This is a genomic window from Cupriavidus sp. CPT47-8839-RL05A, assembly GCF_058792255.1.
On sequence record NZ_JBYTEG010000027.1, the window covers coordinates 54203 to 79963 of the forward strand.

Consider the following 25761-nt stretch of genomic DNA (forward strand, 5'->3'; position numbering starts at 1 on the left):
GCGACCGTGAGCGCCACTTATGAATTCACCCGCGCCGAGCTGATGATTGCCGCCGCCGCCCGCGCATGGCGCGACGACGGCGAGGTGCTGGCCACCGGCATCGGCACCGGCCCGCGCATCGCCGCCGGCCTGGCGCGGCTTGCGCACAACCCGGGCCTGCTGCTGACCGACGGCGAGGCCTACCTGGTGGAAACGCCGGTGCCGCTGGGCCCGCGCGAGCCCGGCTACAAGGTGCGCGTCAGCGGCTGGATGGGCTACTCGCGCGTGTTCGACTGCCTGTGGGGCGGGCGCCGCCACGCGCTGGTGATGCCGACGCAGATCGACCGCTTCGGCCAGGCCAATATCTCCTGCCTGGGCGGCACCCATGCGCAGCCCAAGACCCAGCTGCTGGGCGCGCGCGGCTTTCCCGGCAACAGCATCCACCACGCCAACTCCTTCTTCGTGCCGGCGCACAGCACGCGCGCGTTCGTCGCCGGTGAAGTCGACATGGTCTGCAGCGCCGGCTACAACCCGGCCCGCCGGCTGGAGGGCATGCGCAGCTTCGTTGACCTGCGCGTGATTGTCACCGACCTGTGCGTGATGGATTTCAGGGGGGCTGACCATGCCATCCGCGTGCGCTCGCTGCACCCGGGGGCGAGCTTCGACCAGGTACAGGCGGCCACCGGCTTTGCGCTGGCGAACACGCCCGGCGAGGCCCTGCCGGAGACGGCGCCGCCGACACCGGAAGAGCTGCGGCTGATCACCCAGCTTGATCCGCACAACCTGCGCGCGGCCATCGTGCGCGGCAATCCTTCCGGACGCGTGTGAGGCCGACATGACAACGCCAGCTACCGAAGCCATCAGCCTTGGCCCCAATGCCGAGGTGCTCTACCAGGTCGCGGACGGCATTGCCACCGTGACCATGAACCGGCCGCAGTTTCACAACGCGCAGAACTCAAAGATGACCTACGCGCTGGACGAGGCCTACCGGCGCGCCGCCGCGGACGACGCGGTCAAGGTGATCGTGCTGCGCGGCGCCGGCAAGCATTTTTCGGCCGGGCACGACATCGGCACGCCCGGGCGCGACATCAATGAAACTTTCGAGCGCGCCTCGCTCTGGTATGACCATGTCAACAAGCCGGGCGGCGAGTTCCTCTATGCCCGCGAGCAGGAGGTCTACCTGGGCATGTGCCGGCGCTGGCGCGAGCTGCCCAAGCCGACCATCGCCATGGTGCATGGCGCCTGCATCGCCGGCGGGCTGATGCTGGCGTGGGTTTGCGACCTGATCGTGGCGTCGGACGATGCCTTCTTTGCTGATCCGGTGGTGCGCATGGGCATTCCCGGCGTCGAGTACTTCGCCCATCCCTACGAGCTCCATCCGCGCATCGCCAAGGAGTTCCTGTTCCTGGGCGAGCGCATGGGTGCCGAACGCGCCGAGCGCATGGGCATGGTCAACCGCGTGGTGCCGCGCGACGCGCTGGAAGACACCGCCTACGGCATGGCCGCCAAGGTCGCGCAGATGCCGCGGCTGGGCCTGACGCTGACCAAGCAGGCGGTCAACCATGTGGAAGACCTGCAGGGCAAGCGCACCGCGATGGATGCCGTCTTTGCCTGGCACCACTTCGCCCATGCGCACAACGAACTGGTCAGCGGCGACAAGCTCGGCGGCTATGACGCGCGCGCCATGGCCGCTTCGCAACGCACCGGCGAGGACAAGGCATGAGCACCGCGAGCCTGCACACCGTGCTGTGCGACCTGCTGGGCTGCCGCTACCCCATCGTGCAGACGGCGATGGGCTGGGTGGCGGATGCGAAGCTGGTCGCGGCCAGCGGCAATGCCGGGGCCTTCGGCTTCCTGGCCGGCGCCACCATTGCGCCCGGCGAGGTCGAGCGCGAGATCCTGCGCGTGAAGGCGCTCAGCGACCGGCCCTTCGGCATCAACTTCCACATGTTCCAGCCCAACGCGGAAGAAGTGATCGAGATGGCGATCCGCCACCGGCTGCGCGCGGTCAGCTACGGGCGCGGCCCGGACGCGAAGATGATCGGCAAGCTCAAGGCGGCTGGCGTGGTCTGCATGCCGACCGTGGGCGCGGCCAAGCATGCGGCCAAGGCCGTGGAACTGGGCGCGGACGTGGTCACCGTGCAGGGCGGCGAGGGCGGCGGCCATACCGGCGGCACACCGACCACGCTGCTGCTGCCGCAGGTGCTGGACAGCGTGAGCGTGCCGGTGGTGGCCGCCGGCGGCTTCTTCGACGGCCGCGGACTGGCCGCGGCGCTGGCCTACGGCGCGGCCGGCGTGGCCATGGGCACGCGCTTCCTGATGTCGGCCGAATCGCCGGTGCCGGCGCCAACGCTTGAGCGCTACGTCAAGGTGCGCGACCCGGCCAGCATCCGCGTATCGCTGGCCATCGACGGCCTGCCGCAGCGAATGATCGACAACGACCTGCTGCTGGCGCTGGAGAAGGCCGGTCCGCTGCGGCGCACCTGGCTGGCGCTGGCGGCCGCGCGCAAATGGCAGGCACGTACCGGCATGCGCAGCGCGCAGATGCTGGCCACCGCCTGGCGCGCGATGCGCGAGCAGGACTACAGCGCCGCCCAGACCCTGATGGCCGCCAACGCGCCGGTGCTGATCCAGCGCGCGATGGTGGAGGGATGCCCCGATGAAGGCGTGCTGCCCAGCGGCCAGGCGGCAGCGGCGATCCGGGCCATCGAATCCTGCGAGCAGATCGTGGCCGGCATGGCCGCGCAGGCACAGGCGCGCCTTGCGGCGCTGGCTGGCGCCGGACTGGCTGCAGCGGCCTGACCCACAGACAGAGGAAACCATGCAAACGAACAAAAAGACCGGGCCGTTCCGCATCGACACTGCCGACGGCATCGCCGAACTGGTGATCGACCATGCGCCAGTCAATGCGCTCGACTGCGCCGGCTGGCATGCGCTGGCCGCCGCGATCGACCAGCTGGGCACCGATTCCGCCGTGCGCGTGATCGTGCTGCGCGGCGAAGGCCGCGGCTTCTGCGCCGGCGTCGACATCAAGGAGCTGGCCGCGCACCCGCAGCGCATCGTCGATGTCAACGCCGGCAACTACGCCACCTTCCGCGCCGTGCACCGCAATCCCAAGCCGGTCATCGTGGCCGTGCACGGCTTCGTGCTGGGCGGCGGCATCGGCATCTGCGGCGCGGCCGACATCATCGTGGCCGCAGATTGTGCGCGCTTTGGCGTGCCGGAGATCGACCGCGGCGCCATGGGCGGCGGCGCCCACCTGCAGCGCATGTTCGGCGTGCAGAAGGTCAGGGCGATGTACTTCACCGGCGAGATGATCGATGCCGCCGAGGCGTACCGGCTGGGCGCGGTCGAGCGCGTGGTGCCGCGCGCAGAGTTGCGCGAGGCCGCCATGACGCTGGCCCGCCAGATCGCCGCCAAGAGCCCGGCCATGCTGCAGCTGGCCAAGGAAGCGCTCAACGGCGTGGAAGACGGCAACCTGGAGGACAAATACCGCTGGGAACAGGGCTTCACGCTGCAGGCCTACATGAGCGCCGATTCCGGCGAGGCGCGCGCCGCCTTTGTCGAAGGCCGCGAAGCCCGCTTTGCGCAGGGAGAGCGCGATGCAGCTTGAATACACCGACGCCCAGCGTGCCTTCCGCGCCGAGGTGCGCGACTGGATGGCCGCGCACGTGCCGCGCACGCCGCTGGCGAGCTTCGATACCGAAGCGGGCTTCGCCCAGCACCGCGCGTGGGAGGCCACGCTCAACCAGGGCCACTGGAGCATGGTCACGTGGCCGGCCGAGCTGGGCGGGCGCGGCTGCGACCTGATCGAGTGGCTGATCTTCGAGGAAGAGTACTGGCGTGCCGGCGCGCCGATGCGCGTCAACCAGAACGGCATCTTCCTGCTCGGGCCCACGCTGATGGAATTCGGCACCGAGGCGCAGAAGGCGCGCTTCCTGCCGCGCATGGCCTCGGGCGAGCATGTCTGGGCGCAGGGCTGGTCCGAGCCGAACGCAGGCTCGGACATGGCCGCGATCCGCTGCAGCGCGATCCGGCAGGGCGATGACTATGTGATCAACGGCCAGAAGATCTGGTCGACGCGGGCGGTGTGGGCGGACTGGCTGTTCGGCCTGTTCCGCACTGACCCGGCCTCGACCCGACACCATGGCCTGACCTTCATCCTGATGCCGCTGGACACGCCCGGCATCACCGTGCGCCCGATCCGCCAGCTCAACGGCCAGACCGGCTTTGCCGAGATCTTCTTCGACGAAGTGCGCGTGCCGGTGGAAAACCGCCTGGCCGCAGAAGGCGCCGGCTGGCAGGTGGCCATGGCCACCGCCGGCTTCGAACGCGGCCTGATGCTGCGCTCGCCGGCGCGCTTCCAGGAAACCGCGCGCGCGCTGGTCAGGCTGTACCAGGCCAACCGCGAGGCGGCGGACCGCGACCCGTCGCTGCGCGAGGCGGTGCTGCGCGCCTGGATGGACGCCGAGGCCTACACGCTGTCCACCTACGCCACCGCGAGCCGCCTGGTGCGCGGCGGCCATATCGGCGCGGAGTCGAGCACGAACAAGGTGTTCTGGTCCGAGCTGGACATCCATATGCACGATACCGCGCTGGCCATCCTGGGGCAGTCGGCAGAGGTCGCGCCCGACGGCCAGCCGCCGGGTTCGCTCGGCCACTGGCTGGACGGCTTCCTGTTCTCGCAGGCCGGGCCGATCTATGCCGGCACCAACGAGATCCAGCGCAATATCGTCGCCGAGCGCCTGCTCGGCATGCCGCGCGCATGACGGCACCCGGGGAAAACACCATGGATTTCGCATTGACCGAAGAGCAGGAGCAGTTTGCCGAGGCGATCCGGCGCTTCCTGATGACCGAGATGACGCCCGAACTGACGCGCGAGCTGTGGGCCACCGAGTCCGGCCGCTCCGACGCGCTGTGGCGCCAGCTTGCCAACCAGGGCCTGACCGCGGTGATGGTGCCGCAGGAGCAGGGCGGACTGGGGCTGGGCGAGGTCGAATGGGCGCCGCTGGCGCAGGCCTGCGGCTACTTTGCGCTGCCCGAGCCTTTGCTGGACACCGCGCTGGTCGCGGCCGGGCTGCTGCGCGATGCGCTCGCGGCGGCGCCGAACGCCTCGGCGCACGAACGCTGCGCCACGCTGCTGGAGCGCATCGCCGCCGGCGATGCCCGCGTGGCGGTGGCGCATCCGCAAGAGCGGCTGGTCGCCGACGCCCATGTCGCCGACGCCATCCTGTGTGCGCACGAAGGCGCCGTGCACCTGCTGCGGCCCGACCAGGCCGTGCTGACGGCGCGCACCGGGCTCGATCCTTCGCGCCGCTTGTTTGAGCTGGCGTGGACGCCGGCCGCGGAGTCCGAACTGATCCCGTCCGGCAGCGGCCTGTGGAACAGCGCGCTGAACCGCGGCGCGCTTGGCGTGGCCGCGCAGCAGCTGGGCCTGACCCAGCGCATGCTGGACCTGGCGATCGATTACAGCGCGCAGCGCAAGCAGTTCGGCAAGGCCATCGGCGCCTACCAGGCGGTCAAGCACCTGCTGGCCGACGTGGCGATCCAGCTCGAGTTCGCCCGGCCGGTGCTGCTGCGCGCCGCCGCCGCGCTGGCGCACGGCCTGCCCGATGCGGGCCTGCATGTCTCGCACGCCCGCGTGGCCGCCGCGCGCTGCGCGTGGAGCGCGGCGCGCCAGGCGATCCAGGTGCATGGCGCAATGGGCTACACCTGGGAGCTGGACCTGCAGATCTTCACCAAGCGGGCCTGGGCCCTGGCGGGAAGCTGGGGCGACCGTGCCTTCCACAAGGCGCGCATGGGCGCGCACATCCTTGACGGCGCGCATGAGATCGGCGCCGGCGCCACCTTCGCCTGAATCCAAAGAGAACCAAGACCATGAAAGACGCCTATATCGTTGATGCCCTGCGCACGCCCACCGGGCGCCGCAAGGGCGGACTGTCGCACATGCACGGCGCCGACCTCGGCGGCTTCGTGCTGGCCGAGCTGGTGCGCCGCAACGGCATTCCCGCCGAGGACTATGACGACGTGGTGTTCGGCTGCGTCGACACCATCGGCCCGCTGGCCGGCAATATCGCCCGCAGCGCGTGGCTGGCGGCCGGCCTGCCGCTGACGGTGCCGGGCGTGACCGTGGACCGCCAGTGCGGCTCGTCGCAGCAGGCGGTGCACTTTGCCGCGCAGGCAGTGATGAGCGGCACGCAGGACGTGGTGATCGCCGGCGGCGTGCAGACCATGACCCAGATCCCGATCTCGTCGGCCATGCTGGCCGGGCAGGCACTGGGCTTTGCCGACCCGTTCTCGGGCAGCAAGGGCTGGCAGGTGCGCTTTGGCGATGTGCCGGTGTCGCAGTTCCATGCCGCGCAGCGCATTGCCGATCACTGGAAGCTGTCGCGCGAGGCCATGGAAGCCTACGCGCTGGCAAGCCACCAGCGCGCCGCCGCGGCCATCGAAGGCGGCCGCTTTGCGCGCGAGATCGTGCCGTGCGAGGGCGTGAAGCATGACGAGACCCCGCGCCCCGATACCACGCTGGCGAAGATGGCTGCGCTGGAACCGCTGATGCCCGGCAGTTCGCTGACCGCGGCCGTGTCCAGCCAGACCGCGGATGCCGCCGCCGCGCTGCTGATCGTCTCGGAAGACGCGCTCAAGCGCTACCAGCTCAAGCCGCGTGCGCGCATCGCGCATATGAGCGTGCTGGGCGACGACCCGCTGTGGATGCTGACCGCACCGATCCCGGCGACCAAACGCGCACTGGAGCGCTGCGGCCTGCGCTTGGCCGATATCGACGTGGTCGAGATCAATGAAGCGTTCGCCTCGGTGGCGATGGCATGGCTGGCCGAGACCGGCTACGCGGCCGAGCGCACCAACCCCAATGGCGGCGCCATCGCACTGGGCCACCCGCTGGGCGCCACCGGGGCGCGCCTGATGACCACGCTGCTGCATGAGCTGGAACGCACCGGCGGCCGCTACGGCCTGCAGACCATGTGCGAAGGCGGTGGCCTGGCCAACGTCACCATCATCGAACGCTTGTAAGGAGACCGCCATGGGAATCTGTGACGCACGCACCGTCATCATCACCGGCGCCGGCGGCGGGCTGGGCCGTGCCTATGCGCTGGCCTTCGCCGCCGAGGGCGCCAATGTGGTCGTCAACGACATCCGGCGCGAGGCGGCCGAGGCCGTCTGCACGGAGATCCGCGCGGCCGGCGGCAGCGCACTGGCCAGCGCTGACGACATCACCCAGCTGGCCACCGCGAAGCGCATCGTCGATGCCGCGGTCGAGGCCTTCGGCGAGGTCCATGTGCTGGTCAACAACGCCGGCATCTGCCGCGACCGCATGTTCGTCAGCCTGACCGAGGCCGACTGGGACGACGTCATGCGCGTGCACCTGCGCGGCCACTTCTGCCTGGCCAACCTGCTCGCCAAACGCTGGCGCGATGCCGCCAAGGCCGGCCGCGCCGTCGACGCGCGCATTATCAACACCAGCTCCGGCGCGGGCCTGCAGGGTTCGGTCGGGCAGTCCAACTACGCCGCCGCCAAGGCCGGCATTGCCGCGCTCACGCTGGTGCAGGCCGCCGAGCTTGGCCGCTATGGCATCACCGCCAATGCGCTGGCACCGGCGGCGCGCACCGGCATGACCGAGGAGGTGTTTGCCGAAATGATGCAGGCGCCGGAAGACGGCTTCGACTACTACGACCCCGCCAATGTCGCGCCGCTGGTGGTGTGGCTGGGCAGCGCCGCGTCCGCGCAGGTCAACGGGCGCATGTTCGAGGCGGCCGGCGGCATGGTCTCGGTGGCCGACGGCTGGCGCACCGGACCCAGGACCGACAAGGGATCGCGCTGGCAGCCGGCCGAACTGGGCGCAGCCGTGGCGGAACTGCTGGCGCAGGCGCAGCCGCCCCACCCGGTCTACGGCAGCTGAGCGCGACGGCCATGGACTTCTCCCTTAGCGTCGAACAGCAGATGGTCCGCGACAGCGCGCGCGACTACCTCGCCGCGTACAGCGATTCGGCGGCGGTGCGGCGCGTGACCGAGGCAGGCCCGGCGCACGACGAGGCCCTGTGGCACGCGGTCGCGGGCGAACTCGGCTGGTGCGGCATCGCGCTGCCCGAAGCCGTGGGCGGCGCCGGCCTGGGTGCGCCCGGGCTGGTGCTGCTGCAGGAACAACTGGGCCAGCGCCTGGCCTGCGTGCCGTTCTGGTCCGCCGTGTGCGTGGCCGCGCCCTGGCTGCAGGCCAGCCTGGGTCCGCGTGGCAGCGCGCAGTGGCTGGAGCGGCTGGCCTGTGGCGAGCTGCGTGCCGCCGCGGTGCTGCCGGACGATGGCGGCTGGCAGTACGACGGCGTCGCCATTGGCGCGCAGGCAAGCGCGGATGGCTTCGTGCTGCGTGGCAGCGCCGCCCAGGTGGCCGATGCCGCCGGCGCCGACTGGCTGCTGGTGCCGGCCCGTCTCGGAGACGGCGTGCCTGCGCTGTTCCTGCTGGAACCGGCAGCACTGGCACAGGATGCGCGATGCATGCTGGCGCCGCTCGATACGCTGGACCGCACGCGGCCGCAGGCCGCGCTGCGGCTGGACGGGCTGCCCGTGCCCGCCAGCGCCTGCCTGGCGCGCGCGGACGCGGCGGCCTTCGGCCTGGCCCAGGCCTGGTGGCACGGCAAGCTGATGCTGGCGGCGGAGCAGCTTGGCGCGGCCCAGCAATGCCTGGACCTGACCGTGGCCTATGCATCGGAACGGATCCAGTTCGGGCGCGCCATCGCCTCGTTCCAGGCGGTCAAGCACCGCTGCGCGCAGATGATGGTGCTGGTCGAGGCGGCGCGCTCGGCGGTGTATGGCGCGGCGCAGGCGTGGGAAACGGGCGAGGTGGCCGATGGCACCGGCATCCGCCTCGACATCGCCGCCGCGTCCGTGGCCGCCGACGATGCCCTGCGCTTCTGCGCGCAGGAGGCCATCCAGTTGCATGGCGGTGTCGGCTTCACCTGGGAATACGACCCCCAGCTCTATTTCAAGCGCGCGCAGGCCGCCAGCCACTGGCTGGGCGGTGCCGGCGCGGCGCTGGCGTATCTCGCAGCAAATGGCCCGCACGCCTGGAGGACAGCATGATAGCGAATCAAGAGGCGGCATTCCGCGCCGAAGTCGCGCAATGGATGGCCGCCAACCTGGCCGGCGAGTTCGCCTGCCTGAAGCACCGCGGCGGCCCCGGCGACGAAGAGGCCTATCCCGAACTGCGCAAGGCGTGGGAGCGCCGGCTGGCCGAAGGCGGCTGGACCGGCCTGGGCTGGCCGCGCGCGCATGGCGGGCGCGAGCTGCCGGTCATGCAGCAGGTGATCTTCCATGAGGAATACGCGCGGGCAGGGGGACCGGGCCGCATGGGCCATATCGGCGAGGGGCTGATCGGCCCGACCCTGGTCGCCTTCGGCACCGACGACCAGAAGGCGCGCCTGCTGCCCGGCATCCTGAACGGCACCACGTTCTGGTGCCAGGGGTATTCGGAGCCTGGCGCGGGCTCGGACCTGGCCAATGTACGCACGCGGGCGGAGCGCGATGCGGCCACCGGCGACTGGCTGGTGAGCGGCCAGAAGGTGTGGACCTCGCTCGCGCACGATTCGGACTGGATCTTCGTGCTGGCGCGCTGCGAGCCCGGCTCGCGCGGCAGCAAGGGCCTGGTTTTCCTGATGCTGCCGCTGGACCAGCCCGGCATCGAGATCCGGCCGATCCGCCAGATGGGCGGCGGCGCCGAATTCAACGAGGTGTTCTTCGACGGCGCGCGTGCCGCCGCCGCCGATGTGCTGGGCGCGCCCGGCGATGGCTGGCGCATCGCCATGGCGCTGCTGGGCTTCGAGCGCGGCATCTCCACGCTGGGCCAGCAGATGCAGTTCACGCATGAACTGGAGTGGGTGGCGCAGGCCGCGCGCGACAACGGCAGCAGCCGCGACGCGCTGGTGCGCCAGCGCATCGCGCGCGCCTGGGCCGGCCTGCGCGTGATGCGGGCCAATGCGCTGCGCATGCTTGCGGGCGCGGCGCAGGCGGGCCAGGACGGCGGCACCGCGCTGCAGCGCGAGGCGCTGATCTACAAGTACTACTGGTCCAACTGGCACCGCGACCTGGGCCAGCTGGCGCTGGACGTGCTGGGCCCGCTGGCCAATGTGCTGGACGCCGGCGACACGCGCCGCACGCGGCTGCAGCAGATGGCGCTGTTCTCGCGCGCCGACACCATCTACGCCGGCACCAACGAAATCCAGCTCAACATCATCGCCGAACGCGGCCTCGGCATGCCGCGCGAAGCACGAGGACAGTCATGACCCTGAACACCGAAATCCCCAGCGCCCCGGCCTATGTGCCTGGCCATCAGTTGCTCGCCGGCAAGAGTGTGCTCATCACCGCCGCGGCGGGCGCCGGCATCGGTTTTGCCGCCGCGCGCCGCTGCGCCGAGGAGGGCTGCCGCGCGCTGATGATCTCCGACGTCCATGAGAAGCGGCTGGCAGACGCGGTCGAGCGCCTGCGCGCGGAAACCGGCCTGCAGGCGATCCATGGCCAGCTTTGCGATGTGTCGGATGAAGCGCAGGTGCGCGCACTTGTGGCCGCCGCCGAAGAAGCCTTGGGCGGCACCGACGTGCTGATCAACAACGCCGGCCTGGGCGGCTCGCGCCGCCTAGTTGATATGGACGATGCCGAGTGGTCGCGCGTGATCGATATTTCCCTCACCGGCACCTTCCGCATGACGCGCGCGATGTTGCCGCACATGCAGGCGCGCCGGCGCGGCGCCATCGTCAACAATGCCTCGGTGCTGGGCTGGCGTGCGCAGAAGGAACAGTCGCATTACGCCGCGGCCAAGGCCGGGGTGATGGCGCTGACGCGCTGCAGCGCGATGGAGGCCGCCGAATTTGGCGTGCGCATCAATGCGGTGGCGCCAAGCATCGCGCTGCACGACTTCCTGAAGAAGTCGGCGCCGGCCGACCTGCTGCGCCAGCTCAGCGAGCGCGAAGCGTTCGGGCGCGCGGCCGAGGTGTGGGAGGTGGCCAATGTGATGGTGTTCCTGGCCAGCGACTATGCCTCGTACATGACGGGCGAGGTGCTGCCGGTGAGCAGCCAGCGGGCTTGAAGGGAAACAGTTGGGACCGGGAACAACGCAGGAACCAGACATGCCAAGAATCTTCCGTTCTGCCGAAGACATCCACGCCGCCGTCGGCCAGCGCCTCGGCGAGAGCGCCTGGACCCAGATCACCCAGGAACAGGTCAACCAGTTCGCCAATGCCACCGGCGACCACCAGTGGCTGCACGTGGACCCGCAGCGCGCCGCGCAGGGCCCATACGGCGCCTGCATCGCGCACGGCTACCTGACGCTGGCGCTGGTCAACCAGTTCCTGCCGGAGCTGGTCACGGTCGAAGGCATGAAGTGGGGCGTCAACTACGGCTGCGACAAGGTGCGCTTCCCGGCGCCGGTGCGCGTGGGCGCGCGCGTGCGCGGGGTGGGGGAACTGGTGCGGGCCGAGACCTTGCAGGGCGGCGTGCAGTCGGTGGTGCGCATGACCGTGGAAATCGAAGGCGGAGACAAGCCGGCCTGCGTGGCCGAGACCATCAGCCGCTATTACTTCTGAACAGGAATCCAGCATGAAAGAAGCAGTCATTGTCGCCGTCGCGCGCACACCGATCGGCAAGGCCTTCCGCGGTGCCTTCAACGACACCGAGGCCCCGGTGCTGGGCGGCCACGTGGTGCGCGCGGTGGTGGAGCGCGCCGGCGTGGATCCGTCCGAGGTGGAAGATGTGCTGATCGGCGCGGCCGCGCAGCAGGGCACCCAGGGCTACAACCTGGGCCGCCTGTGCGCGGTGGCGGCCGGCCTGCCGGACAGCGTGCCCGGCATGACCATGGACCGCATGTGCGGCTCGGGCCTGATGACAATCGCGGCGGGCGCCCGTGCGATCCAGTGCGGCGAGGCCGACATCATCGTCGCCGGCGGCGCGGAATCCATCTCGCTGACGCAGACCAAGCACAAGAACAGCTACCGCGCCCAGTCCGAAGCGGTGCTGGCGCGGCAGCCGGCAGCCTATATGGCAATGATCGAGACCGCCGAGGTGGTGGCGCGCCGCTACGGCATCAGCCGCGCCGAGCAGGACGCCTACGCCTGGCGCAGCCAGCAGCGCACCGCCGAGGCGCAGCGGCGCGGGGCCTTCGATGACGAGATCGTGCCGCTGGAAACGCGCCGCGCGCTGTTCGACAAGGCCGGCACGCTGACCGGCCACGAGACCGTTCGGCTTGCGCACGACGAGTGCAACCGGCCCGATATCACGGCCAGCAGCCTGGAGGCGCTGAAGCCGGTCTGGAGCGGCGGCCAGGCGGTGGCCGCCGGCGAGCACATCACTGCCGGCAATGCCTCGCAGTTGTCGGACGGCGCCGCCGCGGTGCTGCTGATGAGCGCCGACGAGGCCCGCCGGCGCGGCCTGCGCCCGCTGGGCCGCTACCGCGGCATGGCGGTGGCGGGCTGCGCGCCGGACGAGATGGGGATCGGCCCGGTGTTCGCCGTGCCCAGGCTGCTCGCGCGCCATGGCATGACGGCGGCCGACGTGGGCCTGTGGGAGCTGAACGAGGCCTTCGCCTGCCAGGTGCTGTACTGCCAGCAGAAGCTGGGCATCCCGGATGCGCGCCTGAACGTCAACGGCGGCGCGATCTCGATCGGCCATCCGTTCGGCATGTCGGGTGCGCGCATGACCGCGCATGCATTGATTGAAGGCCGGCGCCGCGGCGTGCAGCAGGCGGTGGTGACCATGTGCATCGGCGGCGGCATGGGCGCCGCCGCGCTGTTCGACGTTCTGTAATCACAAGCAGCCCCTGCAGGGACGGCCCGCAACGAGGCCGCCTGCCATCACTCCAACCGGAGGAGACATCATGAAACGACTGATCGGCGTCGCCATGTCGCTGGCCGTGCTGGCCACCGCGGTATGGGCCTTCGCGCCGCGCCCGCTGCCGCCGTTCGCGGCCACGACGCTGCGCCCGGACGGCCTGCAGGTCAACGGCATCGCGCGCGCCGGCGAGCGCCTGGTGGCAGTGGGCGAGCGTGGCCAGATCCTGTTCAGCGATGACCAGGGCCGCAACTGGCGCACGGCCGCCGTGGATCAACCGCAAGGCGCCGCGCTGACCCAGGTGGCCTTTGCCGACAGCCGCCACGGCATGGCGGTCGGGCACAGCGGCTGGATCCTGCGCACCGAAGACGGCGGTGCCCACTGGCAGCAGGTGGCGTTCGAGGCGAGCTCGTCCGATCCGCTGCTGGGTGCCTGGGCCCAGGCGGGCGGCCCGTGGTTCGCGGTCGGCAGCTTTGGCCGCTTCCTGGTCTCGCGCGACCAGGGCAGGCACTGGGAGCCGGCCGCCGACAAGGCCATGCAGGACCGCCACCTCAACGGCATTGCCGGCGACGGGCAGGGACGCCTGATGCTGGTCGGCGAAGCCGGCCTGGTGCTGCGCTCGCCCGACGGCGGCAGCCGCTGGGAGGTGGTGAAGTCCCCCTACGAGGGTTCGCTGTACGGCGTGCAGCCGCTGCGCGACGGCGCCTGGCTGGCCTTCGGCATGCGCGGCAACGCCTTGCGCAGCGATGACTTCGGCGCCACCTGGCAGGCCGCGGACACTGGCCTCAAGACCTCGCTCTTCGGCGGCGTCGAACTGCCCGATGGCCGCATCGTGCTGGCCGGGCAGGGCGGCACGCTGGTGATCTCCGCCGATGGCGGGCGCCACTTCACCGCCTTGCCCGCCGGCAGCCCGCAGACCCTGGCCGCGCTGGTCCCTGCCGGCAAGGACACGCTGGCGCTGGGCGGCAATGGCGGCCTTGCCGGCGTCACGCTCGCCGCCAATCCCCGCTGACCCTGCCTGACCCTGGCTTACCGAATGCGAGAACGATCATGAACCGCCCCCATTCTTCCGGCCGCCTGGGCCGCTTTGTCGATGCCTGCGCCAGCCTGCTGATGCAGCGGCGCCGCCTGCTGCTGGTGCTGTGCCTGGCCGTGACCGTGGCGCTGGGCGTCTCGGCCACGCGGCTGCGGCTCGATCCCGGCTTCAACAAGATGATCCCGCTGCAGCACCCGTACATGCAGGTGTTCACCAAGTACGCGAGCACCTTCTCCGGTGCCAACACGGTGCTGCTGAGCCTGCGCTGGAAGGGCGACGGCGACATCTACAACGCGGCCTTCATGGACAAGCTGCGCCGCGCCACCGATGACGTGTTCTTCATCCCCGGCGTGGACCGTTCGCGCGTGTTCTCGCTGTTCACGCCCAATGTGCGCTACACCGAGGTGACGGAGGCGGGCTTCCGCGGCGACGTGGTGGTGCCGGGACGCTTCTCCGGCGCGCCGGCCGAGCTCGACAAGGTGCGCCGCAACGTGGCGCGCTCTGGCCAGATCGGCCGCCTGGTCAGCAACGACCTGAAGTCCGCGCTGATCCGCGCGGAATTGCGCGAGACCGATCCGGCCACCGGCAAGACCATCGACTACGGCTCGGTCGCACGCCAGCTGGAGAAGATCCGCGGGGAATTCAGCGGCACCGACGTCGAGGTCAATATCGTCGGCTTTGCCAAGCTGGTGGGCGATGTGGAAGAGGGCATCGCCGGCGTGATGGGCTTCTTCGCGCTGGCCTTCGCCGTGACCGCGCTGCTGCTGTGGCTGTACACGCGCTCGCTGCGCATCACGCTGTTGTCGCTGGTGGTGGCGCTGCTGCCCGTGGCCTGGCTGCTGGGCTTGCTGCCGCTGCTGGGCTACGGCATCGATCCGATGTCGATCCTGGTGCCGTTCCTGATCTTTTCGATCGGGGTCTCGCACGCGGTGCAGATGACCAATGCCTGGAAGCAAGAGGTGGTGCAGGGACATGGTGCGCTCGACAGCGCCAGCGCGGCCTTCCGCAAGCTGTTCATCCCCGGCACGGTCGCGCTGCTGACCAACGCGCTCGGGTTCATGGTCATCATGCGCATCGAGATCGACATCGTGCGCGAGCTTGGCATCACCGCCTGCCTGGGCGTGCTGCTGATGATCGTGACCAACAAGGTGTTCCTGCCGATCCTGCTGTCGTACACGCGGCTGGAGCCGTCGGCGCTGGCATCGGCGCAGGCCCGGCGCGCGCACGGAACCGGCGGGCTGTGGCAGAAGTTCGGCGCGCTGGCGCGCCCGGGCCCGGCGCTGGGCGTGTTCGTTGCCGCGCTGGCGTTGCTTGCGGCCGGTGCCATCGATTCGCGCGGCCTCAAGATTGGCGATGTCGGCAGCGGCGCTCCGGAACTGCGCGCGGATTCGCGCTACAACCGCGACAGCGCCAGCATCGTGAGCCAGTACAACATCGGCTCGGATGCGCTGACCGTGGTGGTGGAGCCCACCGGCTTCGACGACGGCTGCCTGCACTACCCGGTGATGAGTGCGGTGGAACGCTTCGAGATGCATATGCGCGGCGTGTCCGGCGTGCAGTCGGTGGTGAGCGTGTCGTCGCTGGCCAAGGTGGTGATCGGCGCCTACAACGAGGGCAACCCGCGCTGGGAGGCGCTGCCGCGCAGCAGCGAGGGCCTGAGCCAGGGCGCCAAGGCCTTTGACCCGGACAACGGCATGAATACCTCGAACTGCCAGGCCATCCAGGTGCTGATCTACACCGCCAACCATGAGGGCGCCACCATCGCCCACATCATCCGCGAGATCCGCCGCTTCACCGCCGCCGACAAGACCCCCAACGTGGCGTTCCGCCTGGGCGGGGGCAATATCGGCGTGATGGCGGCCACCAATGAGGCCGTGGAGGAAGCCGAAGTGACCATGCTGCTGTCGATCTTCGGTGCGATCACGCTGCTGTGCCTGCTGACGTTCCGCTCGTGGCGCGCGGTGCTGTGCATCATCGTGCCGCTGACGCTGGTGTCGGTGCTGTGCAATGCGTTGATGGCGCGGCTTGGCATCGGGCTGAAGGTGTCGACGCTGCCGGTCATCACGCTGGGCGTGGGCGTCGGCGTGGACTACGGCATCTACCTGTATGAGCGCATCCAGCACCAGATCCGCGAGGAAGGGCAGGCCCTGCCGCAGGCCTTTGCCGAGGCCATGCGCCAGCGCGGTTCGGCGGCGCTGTTCACGGCGCTGACGATGTGCATCGGGGTGGGCACCTGGGCCTTTGCCGCGCTCAAGTTCCAGGCCGACATGGGGATCCTGCTGGCCTTCATGTTCCTGGTGAACCTGTTCGGCGCGGTGTCGCTGCTGCCGGCGCTGGCTGCGTGGCTGGGCGTGGAGGAAGAGGAGCGTGCGCGCGTGGCCGCCGGTGGTGCCGGTGGCGCCGCGCGCGGCGAGACGGTGCCGCCGGCGCACGCCCTGAAATCCGACGCGGTGTAAGGCCGATGGCCCGGAGAGACAGCATGCACGATCACCAGGCTTACGCGGCGGCGGCATTCACGCCGGTCCGCATCGGCCCGCTCACGCTGCGCAATCGCATTATCAAGGCCGGCGCCAACGAGGGCATGACGCCGCAGGGCCTGCCGACCGAGGCGCTGGTCAGGCACCACCGCGAGCTTGCCGCGGGCGGCGTGGGCATGACCACGGTCGCGTATGCGGCGGTGGCCGACGACGGCCTGACTTTTTCGCACCAGCTCAGCATGCGCCCGGAGCAGGTTGCGCACCTGCGCGTGCTGACCGATGCCGTGCATCGCGAAGGCGCGGCGGCCTGCCTGCAGATCACCCATGCGGGCTCGTTCACCACCATGCGCCACGGCGGCAGCCGTGCGCCAGGCAGCGCTTCATCCGGACTCAATGCCTTTGGCATGCTGCACGGCGTGTATTTCCAGCGTGCCATGCGCGAGGCGGACATGGCGCGCGTTGCCGGCCAGTTTGCCGCGGCGGCGCGGCTGGCGCGCGAAGCCGGCTTCGACGCGGTGGAAATCCACATGGGCCACGGCTACCTGCTCAACCAGTTCCTGTCGCCGCTGAGCAACCGGCGGCGCGATGCGTTCGGCGGCAGCGTGGAGAACCGCACCCGCTTTCCGGCCGCGGTACTGCGCCAGGTGAAGGACGCGGTCGGCGCCGAGCTGGCGGTCTGCTGCAAGCTGAGCGTCAGCGACGGCGTGCCGGGCGGCAACGAGCCCGCGGATTCCGCCGTGAGCGCGCGTCTGCTGGAGGCGGAAGGCGCCGACCTGCTGACCCTCAGCGGCGGGCGCAACGTCGAGAGCCCGTGGGCGCTGTTCGGCAGCCCCATGCCCACGGCGCAGATGAAGGCCGCCGCGCCGACCGCGGTGGCGCGCTTCGGCATCACCATGCTGGAAAAGCGCACGCCGCGCGCGCTGGCCTTTCGCGAGCTGTACTTCCTGGAGGCGTCGCGCGTGGTGCGGCGGGCGGTGCGCATGCCGCTGGCCTATATCGGCGGCGTCAAGTCGATCGGCAATGTCGCGCAGCTGATGGAAGAGGGCTTCGACTGTGTCGCGCTGGCGCGCGCGCTGATCCATGATCCCGCGCTGGTCGCCAACTGGCGCAGCGGCGCGGTGGCGCATTCGGCCTGTGACAGCTGCAATGGCTGCGTGGCCCGGATCTACGATCCGGCGGGCGTCAGTTGCGTGCATGGCCCGGGCAATGATCCGGCGCTGACCAGGATTGCCGCCGCGCTGCAGTAGTCCGATGAGACGATGAGCCGCCGGCCAGACGCTCTTATCTTGAAGGTCCCACGGGAATTCAAGGAGACAGACGCCATGACCGCTGACGGCAACCAGACTGGCTACAAGGCCGGCTACAAGATCGAATCACGCCCGCTCGAGGCCCGCTACGCGCGCGGCTGGCATTGCCTCGGCCCTGCCGATGGCTACCGCGACGGCGTGCCGCACACGCTGAATATCTTCGGCCGGCGCCTGGCCGCGTTTGCCGACTCGACCGGCGCGATTCGCGTGATTGACGGCTACTGTCCGCACATGGGCGCAGACCTGAGCACCGGCACCGTGCAGGGCGACAACCTGGTCTGCCCGTTCCACGGCTGGCAGTGGGGCGGCGACGGTGGCTGCAAGTCCATTCCCTACTGCAAGCGGGTGCCGCCCAAGGCCCGTGTCGGCGCCTGGGAGACCTGCGAGCAGAACCGCTTGCTCTTCATCTGGCACGATCCCGAAGGCCGCCCGGCACCCCCCGAGGTGGCGATTCCGCGCATCGAGGCCTGCTTCTCGCCGGAGTGGTCGGACTGGGCCATCGACGAGATGGTGATCCAGACCAACTGCCGCGAGCTGGTCGACAACATCTCCGACATGGCGCATTTCGGCACGGTCCATGGCGCGCCGGTGGACTACTTTGCCAACCTGTTCGAAGACCACAAGGCCACGCAGCTGATGATCGGGCGCAGTGCCCGGCTCTCGGGCGATGCACAGCTGACGGCGCTGTCCACGTACTTCGGGCCCGCGTACCACATCACCGAGATGATCGGACAGATGGGCGACCAGCAGATCCACTCGATCCTGCTCAACTGCCATGTGCCGATCGACCTCAACAGCTTCGCGCTGCGCTACGGCGTGCTGGTGAAGAAGATCCCGGGGCTGTCCGAGGAGCAGAACCGTGCCATGGCGCAAGCCTATGTGGAGCAGGCCAAACAGGCCTTCTACGAGGACGTGGCGATCTGGGACAGCAAGATCCGCATCGACAACCCGCTACTGTGCGAAGGCGACGGGCCCATCTACCAGATGCGTGACTGGTACCAGCAGTTCTACACCGACGTGGAGCAGGTGCGGCCGTCCAGCGTGGCACGGCGCATCTTCGAGCTGAACCCGGGCAATATCGAGCCGCCGGCGCTGCGGCATGTGTTCGAGGCCTGATGGCAACCTCCACGGAACCTCGCACCATGAAAACCGTCGTCATTACCGGAGCCGCGTCCGGCATGGGTGCGGCCGTGCGCCAGCGCATGCTCGCCGACGGCTGCCGGGTCATCGGCATCGACCTGCGCGATGCCGACATCGTTGCCGACCTGTCCAGCCAGCAGGGCCGCGCTGCCGCGATCGACGCCGTACTGTCGCGGTCGGGCGGCCGCATCGACCAGCTGGTCTGCTGCGCCGGCCTGGGCCCGCATGTCGAACCCGCCACGCTGGTGGCATCGGTCAACCACTTCGGCGTGGTGGCGCTGCTGGATGGCCTGTTCGAGGCGCTGCGCCAGGGCTCGGATCCGTGCGCCGTGGTGGTGTCGTCCAGTTCGGCCACGCTCCAGTCCTGGGAGGGCAGCCCGCTGCGTGATGCCTACCTTGCCGGCGACGAGCCCGGCGTGCGCGCGATAGTGGCAGCCGCCGCGGCGGCGGAAGGCACCCGGGACCAGGCTGGCTATATTGCCTATGCCAGTTCCAAGCATGCGGTGGCGGCGGCCGCGCGGCAACGCGCCGCCGCGTGGGGCCAGGCCGGCGTGCGCCTCAACGTGGTCGCGCCGGGCGCGGTGGAAACGCCGCTGCTGCAGGCCGGGCTGAAGGATCCGCGCTATGGCGATGCCATCCGCGATTTCCTGCCGCCGTTGGGGAGGCGCGCGCAGCCTGAGGAAGTGGCCGCGCTGATCGCCTTCCTGTGCGGGCCGCAGGCGGCCTACATGCACGGCAATGTGGTGTTCATCGACGGTGGGCTGGATGCAGCGCAGCGGCCGCTGAACTTCTGATCTCCTGGCCAATGGGGCATCCGCCGCGAGCCGCGGCGGATGCCCCATTTTTATTCGATGGCGTTCCGGACCTACGCGACCACGACATCGTCCTGCATCCGGCGCTCGCGTTCGCCGGGATACAGGGTTTCCTTTTCGAGGTAGAAGCAACCGGCGCAGCCCGGGGGCCGGGTTTTTCCATGTAAAAACCCCCAAAAGTTGTCTCCAACTTCTGGGGGGCAGTTCAGGGCGGGGAGGGGGAGCCCGGCCGGGCGCCAAAGGCTGCGCCCGGCCGGGTATCACGATGGGATCAGGTACCCGACCCGCGCGCGGCGTCCGGTGAGAAGAACACCTCGTTGAATTCCGGGCTGTTGTTCAGCGTTGCCATCGGGCCTTCGTTGGTCAGGCGGTCGGCCATGTAGGCACCCGAAATCAGGTCATGGTAGAACACCGTGGTCGGATAGTAGCGGCGCGCATCATAGGCGTATACCGAGGCCTGGAGATTGGTGCGCCACAACTGGCCGCGGCCATCGTAGTTGTCGGCCGCCAGGGCCAGCCAGCTGTCTTCGTCGAGATACAGCACGCGCTTCGCATACTGGTGCCGGAAGCCGGACTTGAGCGTTGCTTCCAGTACCCACACCCGATGCGGTTCATAGCGCATCACGTCCGGATTGGCATGGCCATTCGTGAGCAGTTCCTTGTACTTGACGGAAGTGCTCAGCAGCTTGTAGTTGTGGTACGGGACGAAGATCTCCTTCTTGCCGACGATCTTCCAGTTGTAGCGCTCGCCCGAGCCGTTGAAGAGCCGGTCGTCGTCCACGGTGCGGAAGCCGCCGGGGCCCTGGGGCTGGTCAAAGCCGAATTCCGGCGCCTGGCGCACCCGCCGCGTGCCCGGGTTGTAGATCCACGTGCGGTTGGAGTCAGAACCCTCCTGGTCCCAGACCGCATAGCCCACGATCACCTGGCCGCGGTCGCGCAACGGCAGATCCGTGGAGGTGCGGAAGAAGGAGCGCTCGTTGAGGGCGCTGCGCGGGTCAAACTTGCCATTGTTGCGCGGCGACAGGATGCTGTACGAGACGCGCCCCCACGCGATCGAGCCGTTCGGATACACCACGGCCTGGTCGAACTGAGCCTTCTCGGTGCCGATGGCCGACGAGAAACGCTGGTTCCACAACAGCTCCATCGCGGTTTTCGGAATCGGGTAGGGAACCTGCGGACCCGCTTCCTTCAGGCCGTTGGCATCACTCGTCATGCTGACGGTGGTGGCGTAGGTGCGGATGTCCTTGTAGACCGCGTCCTCGTAGCGGAAATCGCGATGGCTTGGGTACACCGGCATCTTGAAGGTATCGGGATACTTCTTGAACAGCGCCTTCTGCCCGTCGCTGAGCCGCTCGGCATACTGCGCCATGTTCTGCGCGGTGATGACGAACAGCGGCTTCTCATCGGCATACGGGTCCGGGTAGCGTTCGCCGCGCTGGTATTTGACATGCGCCGGCGTGCCCAGCCACTTGCCGGACCATGCCGGGACCTCGCCGTCCTTGCTGGCGGCACGCTCGGCGCCCATCGGCGTGAGGGGGCCATCCAGTTGCTTGAGTTCCTCCGGGGTGGCCTTCGCCCACGATGCCGCCGCCAGGGCCATGCTGGTGAGCAGCAGGCCACCGCGTATCAGTTGTCTTGTGCTGGATTTCATTGAAGTCTCGCTCCTTGTAAAGAGGAATTGCCGGCGCCGGCTGTGCCTGTGCCTGTGGTGACAGCGTAGTGATGGCGCGGCGGCGGGGAATCGTTGGAACGGACTAGTGGATTTCCCTAGCGTCCGGCGTGGCGGAGGGGGCGGGGACAATCCGGGTGGCGTGCCAGCATCCCGCGAGGAGTGCGGGAGCGTACCGGGGCGGTACGGGAAGGGGGGAGGCGGGGGTAGGGGACTTAAACGGCGCGGGGCCGGGCAAGTGCCCGGCCTCGCGCCAGCGTGCGGCCAGCGGCCGCAGCCAGGGTCAGGCTTCCATCACTTCGCCGAAGCGCTGCAGGTGGTAGTCGCTGTCGCCCAGCAACTGGTCCAGCATGGTCAGGCGCTTGAAGTAGTCGCCCACGGACAGCTCATCGGTCATGCCCATGCCGCCATGCAGCTGCACGGCCTGCTGGCCGACGAAGCGCCCGGCGCGGGCCAGCGTCACCTTGGCCGCGGACAGCATGCGGCGGCGCGCGGCGGGATCGGCCTCGTCCAGTGCCTGGACTGCGACGTAGGCCATCGACAGTGCCAGCTCCTTCTGCACCAGCATGTCGGCCATGCGGTGCTGCAGTGCCTGGAAGCTGGCCAGCGGCTTGCCGAACTGCTGGCGCGTGCCCAGGTACTCGGCGGTGATCTCGATCAGCTTTTCCATGGCGCCGGCGCCCTCGGCGCACAGCGCGGCAACGCCGTGCTCAAGGCCCACGCCCAGCGCGGCCAGGCCGTCGGCGGGCTGGCCCACCAGCGCGCTGGCCGGCACGGTGACGTTCTGCAGCGACAGGTCGGCGGCGCGCAGGCCGTCGATGGTCGGGTAGGCGGTGACGCCCAGGCCCTTGCTGTCGCGCGGCACCAGGAACAACGCAATCTCATTGCTGCCGGCCACGCGCGCGGTCAGCAGGTAGGCGTCGGCGGCGGCGCCGTGCCAGACCACGCTCTTGATGCCGTTGAGCACGTAGCCGTCGCCGCTGCGCTCGGCGCTGGCGCGCGCCGATTCCGGGCGGTAGCGGGTGGTCGGCTCCAGGTAGGCCAGCGTCACGATGCGCTCGCCCGAGGCGATCGCGGGCAGCCATTCTTGCTTCTGCGCGGCGCTGCCGTGGGCGGCCAGGATGGCCGCGGCCATCACGCCGCTGGGCGTGACCGGCTCCAGCACCAGGCCGCGGCCCAGTTCGCGCTGCACCACCAGCTGGCTGGCGGGGCCTTCGCCGAAGCCGCCGAAGTCGGCCGGCACGGTCAGGCCCAGCACGCCCATTTCAGCCAGCTTGTTCCACACGCCGCGATCCAGGCTCTCGCCTGCGCGCGCGCTCTTGCGGCGGGCCTCGAAGGTGTATTCGGTATCGATGAAGCGACGCAGGCTGTCCGCCAGCATCTGTTGCTCTTCGCTGTAGGTGAAGTCCATGTCAGCTATCCCTTCAGAAACCCAGGATCATCTTGGAGATGATGTTCTTCTGCACTTCGGTCGCGCCGCCGTAGATCGAGGTCTTGCGCATGTCGTAGTAGGTGGAGGCGGCAGGGGCGGCCCAGTCAGGGCCCGCCACCGGCTGCGCCGCGCCCGGTTCAAGCCAGTCCGGCGAATACGGCCAGGCGTTGGGGCCGGCCACTTCCATCATCAGCATGCCCAGGTCCTGCTGCACCTCGGAGCCGCGGATCTTGACGATCGAGGCCTCGGGCCCGGGGGTGCCGGCGGCCTGCGTGGCGACGCGCAGCAGCAGCATTTCCAGCGCCATGATGTCCATCTCGACGCGGGCGATCTTGTCGCGCATGCGCACGTCTTCGATCAGCGGGCGGCCGGCGCCGTCGGTGGCCTGGCTGGCGTAGTGCTTGAGCAGGCGCAGCTCGCGGTGGCAGTGGCCGATGCCGGCAATGCCGGTGCGTTCATGGCCGAGCAGGTACTTGGCATAGGTCCAGGCGCGGTTCTCTTCGCCGACCAGGTTCCCGACCGGCACTTCCACGTCTTCGAACCAGGTCTCGTTGACGTCGTGGCCGCCGTCGAGCGTCTTGATCGGACGCACCGTCACGCCGGGCGACTTCATGTCGATCAGCAGCATCGAGATGCCTTCCTGGGCCTTGGCCTCGGGGTCGGTGCGCACCAGGCAGAAGATCCAGTCGGCGAAGTGGGCCATGGTGGTCCAGGTCTTCTGGCCGTTGACGATGTATTTGTCGCCCTTGCGCACCGCGCGCGTCTTCAGCGAGGCCAGGTCGGAACCCGAGCCCGGCTCGGAGTAGCCCTGGCACCAGAAGTCGTCGATATTGGGGATGCGCGGCAGGAAGCGCTGCTGCATCTCGGGGCTGGCGTACTTCATCAGCACCGGACCGATCATGGTCAGGCCGAACGGCAGCAGGCGCGGCGCGCCGGCGCGGAAGGTCTCGATCTCGAAGATCAGGCGCTGCAGCGCGGTCCAGCCGGTGCCGCCCCATTGCCTGGGCCAGGTCGGCGCACCCCAGCCGCGGGCCTGCAGGATGCGGTGCCAGCGGATGTAGTCGTCCTTTTCCACGCGCTGGTGGTTGAGAACCTTGTTGCGGATGTCTTCCGGCAGGCTGGCCTGCGCGAATGCACGGACCTCCTCGCGGAAGGCCTGTTCCTCGGCGGTGAAACGCAAATCCATCTGAATGTCCCCTGTGGTACGCGGGCCGCGCGGCGCTTCTTGCCCAGCCTGGTTGTGCAGTGCGTCAAAGCGGCGGCCCTCACTGTGCCGGCCGATTGTAGGGGCCGGGCGCGATTCTTTGCTTCATCAATCATAAAGCCGTCCTTCGCGGAGGCGGAACCACCTGCGCCGGGTGGTGGCGGGGCGAACGGCGGCTGGCCAGTGGCGTTGACGAACACGGCCTTAGTGAATTCCAAATGGCTCCGGCACGGGGCTTGCCGCAAACTGATGCAGCCAGTTTCATGTGGCCGGGTGCATTCCGCCGCATATCCAAGTCAGCCTGCATCGAGAGACCCACCAGCACCATGTCTTCCTTCCGCCCCGAATATATCCACGACATCCCCCGCTACTGGGCCGCGCAGACGCCTGACGCGCCGTGCCTGCACGAGAACGGCGCCGTCATCAGCTACGGCGAGCTGTGGCGGCGCATCGAGGCCGCCCGCGACTGGCTGGCGGCGCAGGGCGTGGGCGAGGGCGACCGCGTGATGGTGGTCGGCGAGAACTGCAACGAGATGGTGGTCACGCTGTTCGCCAGCAGCCTGCTGCACGCATGGCCGATCCAGGTCAATGCGCGCCTGTCCGCGCGCGAGATCGACAATATCCGCGATCATGCGCAGCCGGCGCTGGTGCTGTTCACCGGCCATGTCTCCGACGTGGCCGCGGCGCACGGCGAGCGGCTGGGCGCACAGGCCACCGGCTGCCCGGTGTTCGACGCCGGCATGCGGGTGGTGCGTGCGGCCACCCCGCCGCAGCGCGAGCCGGCCGGGCTGGCCCGCAGCGTCGCCACGCTGATCTATACCTCAGGCACCACCGGCGCGCCCAAGGGCGTGATGGTGCCGCATCAGGGCCTGACGCAGTTTGCGCGCATCTCCGCCACCTCGCGCGACATGGGCCCGGCTGACGTGGCCTATGGCGCGTTGCCGATGTCGCATATCTTCGGCATTGCCACGGTGCTGATGGCCACGCTGTATGCCGGCGCCAGCCTGTTCCTGCGCCCGCGCTTCGACGCCAGTGAAGTGTTCGAGTCGCTGGCATCGCCCGGCGTCACCATCCTGCAGGGCGTGCCGACCATGTTCACGCGCATCATGGCGGTGGCGCCCACCGTCGGCGCGAAGCCCGGCGCCTATCCGCGCCTGCGCTACCTCTATACCGGCGGCGCGCCGCTGGACCCCACGCTCAAGCGCGAGGTCGAAACCCTGTTCGGCCAGGCGCTGCACCATGGCTACGGCATCACCGAATACGCCGGCTCGCTCTTCATCACGCGCATGGAAGCCCCGCGCGCCGACTGCTCGGCCGGCTATATCGTCGAAGGCGTTGAGATCGAGATCACCGATGCCGAAGGCAAGCGGCTTCCCGCCGGCGAGCGCGGCCAGATCCGCGTGCGCGGCCCGGGCGTGATGCTGGGCTACTACCGCAACCCCGAGCAGACCGCCGAGGCGCTGCTGCCCGGCGGCTGGCTCAATACCGGCGACCTGGGCTACCTGGATGCCGACGGCGCGCTGTTTATCTCCGGCCGCTCCAAGGACCTGATCATCCGCTCCGGCTTCAACGTCTACCCGATCGAGGTCGAGTCGGTGATCAATGCCTTCCCCGGCGTGCGCCAGTCGGCCGTGGTCGGACGCACCACCGGCGACGGCAACGAGGAAGTGGTGGCCTTCATTGAAATGCAGGACGGCGCCGAGCTTGACCGCAAGGCGCTGGACACCTACCTGCGCGAGAGCCTGGCCCCGTACAAGCGCCCGGCCGAGGTCCGCACCGTCGACGTGATTCCGACCACGGCGAGCGGCAAGCTGCTCAAGCAGCCGCTGCGCGCCATGCTCGATTAAGCGCCCGCCGGGCCCGCCGGCCCCGGGCAATAT

General features: G+C 69.4%; 22 protein-coding genes. 19 read left to right on the plus strand and 3 right to left on the minus strand.

Going from position 1 to position 25761, the window contains the following annotated elements; genetic code table 11:
* Positions 1-6: 6 nt before the first annotated feature.
* The 18 genes from AC3WVS_RS27230 to AC3WVS_RS27315 all read left to right on the plus strand — a co-directional run bounded on the left by AC3WVS_RS27230 (position 7) and on the right by AC3WVS_RS27315 (position 19558).
* Complete coding sequence (locus tag AC3WVS_RS27230) at positions 7-807, plus strand: CoA-transferase subunit beta (protein ID WP_492321099.1); 801 nt, start codon at positions 7-9, stop codon at positions 805-807.
* A 7-nt stretch (positions 808-814) separates the two neighbouring features.
* On the plus strand, positions 815-1702 hold the full coding sequence (locus AC3WVS_RS27235) for an enoyl-CoA hydratase (protein WP_492321100.1): 888 nt from the start codon (positions 815-817) through the stop codon (positions 1700-1702).
* Positions 1699-2781: an NAD(P)H-dependent flavin oxidoreductase gene (locus tag AC3WVS_RS27240; protein ID WP_492321101.1), complete on the plus strand. Its 1083-nt coding sequence runs from the start codon at positions 1699-1701 to the stop codon at positions 2779-2781. Before AC3WVS_RS27235 ends, AC3WVS_RS27240 begins: the two co-directional genes overlap by 4 nt.
* A gap of 19 nt (positions 2782-2800) precedes the next feature.
* Positions 2801-3592, plus strand: coding sequence for an enoyl-CoA hydratase family protein (locus tag AC3WVS_RS27245; RefSeq protein WP_492321102.1), 792 nt, complete (start codon positions 2801-2803; stop codon positions 3590-3592).
* Positions 3582-4748, plus strand: a complete 1167-nt coding sequence (locus AC3WVS_RS27250) for an acyl-CoA dehydrogenase family protein (protein WP_492321103.1) — start codon at positions 3582-3584, stop codon at positions 4746-4748. The genes AC3WVS_RS27245 and AC3WVS_RS27250 overlap by 11 nt, the downstream gene beginning before the upstream one ends.
* A 20-nt stretch (positions 4749-4768) precedes the next feature.
* Entirely contained in the window at positions 4769-5836 is a 1068-nt protein-coding gene (locus AC3WVS_RS27255) for an acyl-CoA dehydrogenase family protein (RefSeq protein ID WP_492321104.1), read from the plus strand.
* Between the two features lie 20 nt (positions 5837-5856).
* The gene (locus AC3WVS_RS27260) at positions 5857-7008 is read left to right on the plus strand and encodes an acetyl-CoA C-acetyltransferase (protein ID WP_492321105.1); all 1152 of its coding nucleotides are present in this window, start codon (positions 5857-5859) and stop codon (positions 7006-7008) included.
* 10 nt (positions 7009-7018) lie between these two features.
* Positions 7019-7894, plus strand: a complete 876-nt coding sequence (locus tag AC3WVS_RS27265) for an SDR family oxidoreductase (protein ID WP_492321106.1) — start codon at positions 7019-7021, stop codon at positions 7892-7894.
* 11 nt (positions 7895-7905) lie between these two features.
* Complete coding sequence (locus AC3WVS_RS27270) at positions 7906-9069, plus strand: acyl-CoA dehydrogenase family protein (protein WP_492321107.1); 1164 nt, start codon at positions 7906-7908, stop codon at positions 9067-9069.
* Positions 9066-10268, plus strand: coding sequence for an acyl-CoA dehydrogenase family protein (locus AC3WVS_RS27275; protein ID WP_492321108.1), 1203 nt, complete (start codon positions 9066-9068; stop codon positions 10266-10268). The genes AC3WVS_RS27270 and AC3WVS_RS27275 overlap by 4 nt, the downstream gene beginning before the upstream one ends.
* A complete protein-coding gene (locus AC3WVS_RS27280) occupies positions 10265-11068 on the plus strand; it encodes an SDR family oxidoreductase (RefSeq protein WP_010813970.1) in 804 nt (267 codons plus the stop codon). The genes AC3WVS_RS27275 and AC3WVS_RS27280 overlap by 4 nt, the downstream gene beginning before the upstream one ends.
* 40 nt (positions 11069-11108) lie before the next feature.
* Entirely contained in the window at positions 11109-11564 is a 456-nt protein-coding gene (locus AC3WVS_RS27285) for a MaoC family dehydratase (protein ID WP_492321109.1), read from the plus strand.
* Between the two features lie 13 nt (positions 11565-11577).
* Complete coding sequence (locus tag AC3WVS_RS27290; protein ID WP_492321110.1) at positions 11578-12780, plus strand: acetyl-CoA C-acyltransferase; 1203 nt, start codon at positions 11578-11580, stop codon at positions 12778-12780.
* A 70-nt stretch (positions 12781-12850) separates the two neighbouring features.
* Positions 12851-13816, plus strand: coding sequence for a WD40/YVTN/BNR-like repeat-containing protein (locus AC3WVS_RS27295; protein WP_492321111.1), 966 nt, complete (start codon positions 12851-12853; stop codon positions 13814-13816).
* A gap of 38 nt (positions 13817-13854) precedes the next feature.
* Positions 13855-16296: an efflux RND transporter permease subunit gene (locus tag AC3WVS_RS27300; RefSeq protein WP_492321112.1), complete on the plus strand. Its 2442-nt coding sequence runs from the start codon at positions 13855-13857 to the stop codon at positions 16294-16296.
* An 86-nt stretch (positions 16297-16382) separates the two neighbouring features.
* Positions 16383-17564 carry an NADH:flavin oxidoreductase gene (locus tag AC3WVS_RS27305; protein ID WP_492321147.1) on the plus strand — a complete coding sequence of 394 codons (1182 nt, stop codon included), beginning with the start codon at positions 16383-16385 and terminating at the stop codon, positions 17562-17564.
* Positions 17565-17639: 75 nt separating this feature from the next.
* Positions 17640-18740, plus strand: coding sequence for a 3-ketosteroid-9-alpha-monooxygenase, oxygenase component (locus AC3WVS_RS27310; protein ID WP_492321113.1), 1101 nt, complete (start codon positions 17640-17642; stop codon positions 18738-18740).
* Positions 18741-18766: 26 nt separating this feature from the next.
* Positions 18767-19558 (plus strand): SDR family oxidoreductase, encoded by a 792-nt coding sequence (locus tag AC3WVS_RS27315; RefSeq protein ID WP_492321114.1) that lies wholly within the window; start codon positions 18767-18769, stop codon positions 19556-19558.
* 289 nt (positions 19559-19847) lie between these two features.
* On the opposite strand, the gene AC3WVS_RS27320 is transcribed toward AC3WVS_RS27315, so the two are convergent.
* The 3 genes from AC3WVS_RS27320 to AC3WVS_RS27330 form a co-directional block, all read right to left on the minus strand.
* A complete protein-coding gene (locus AC3WVS_RS27320; protein ID WP_492321115.1) occupies positions 19848-21227 on the minus strand; it encodes a DUF1329 domain-containing protein in 1380 nt (459 codons plus the stop codon).
* Between the two features lie 301 nt (positions 21228-21528).
* Positions 21529-22656, minus strand: a complete 1128-nt coding sequence (locus AC3WVS_RS27325) for an acyl-CoA dehydrogenase family protein (protein WP_492321116.1) — start codon at positions 22654-22656, stop codon at positions 21529-21531.
* Positions 22657-22669: 13 nt separating this feature from the next.
* Positions 22670-23863, minus strand: coding sequence for an acyl-CoA dehydrogenase family protein (locus AC3WVS_RS27330; RefSeq protein ID WP_492321117.1), 1194 nt, complete (start codon positions 23861-23863; stop codon positions 22670-22672).
* A 344-nt stretch (positions 23864-24207) separates the two neighbouring features.
* Here AC3WVS_RS27330 and AC3WVS_RS27335 point away from each other — a divergent pair, with 344 nt between their 5' ends.
* Positions 24208-25728 (plus strand): class I adenylate-forming enzyme family protein, encoded by a 1521-nt coding sequence (locus AC3WVS_RS27335; RefSeq protein WP_492321118.1) that lies wholly within the window; start codon positions 24208-24210, stop codon positions 25726-25728.
* The last annotated feature ends 33 nt before the right edge of the window (positions 25729-25761 follow it).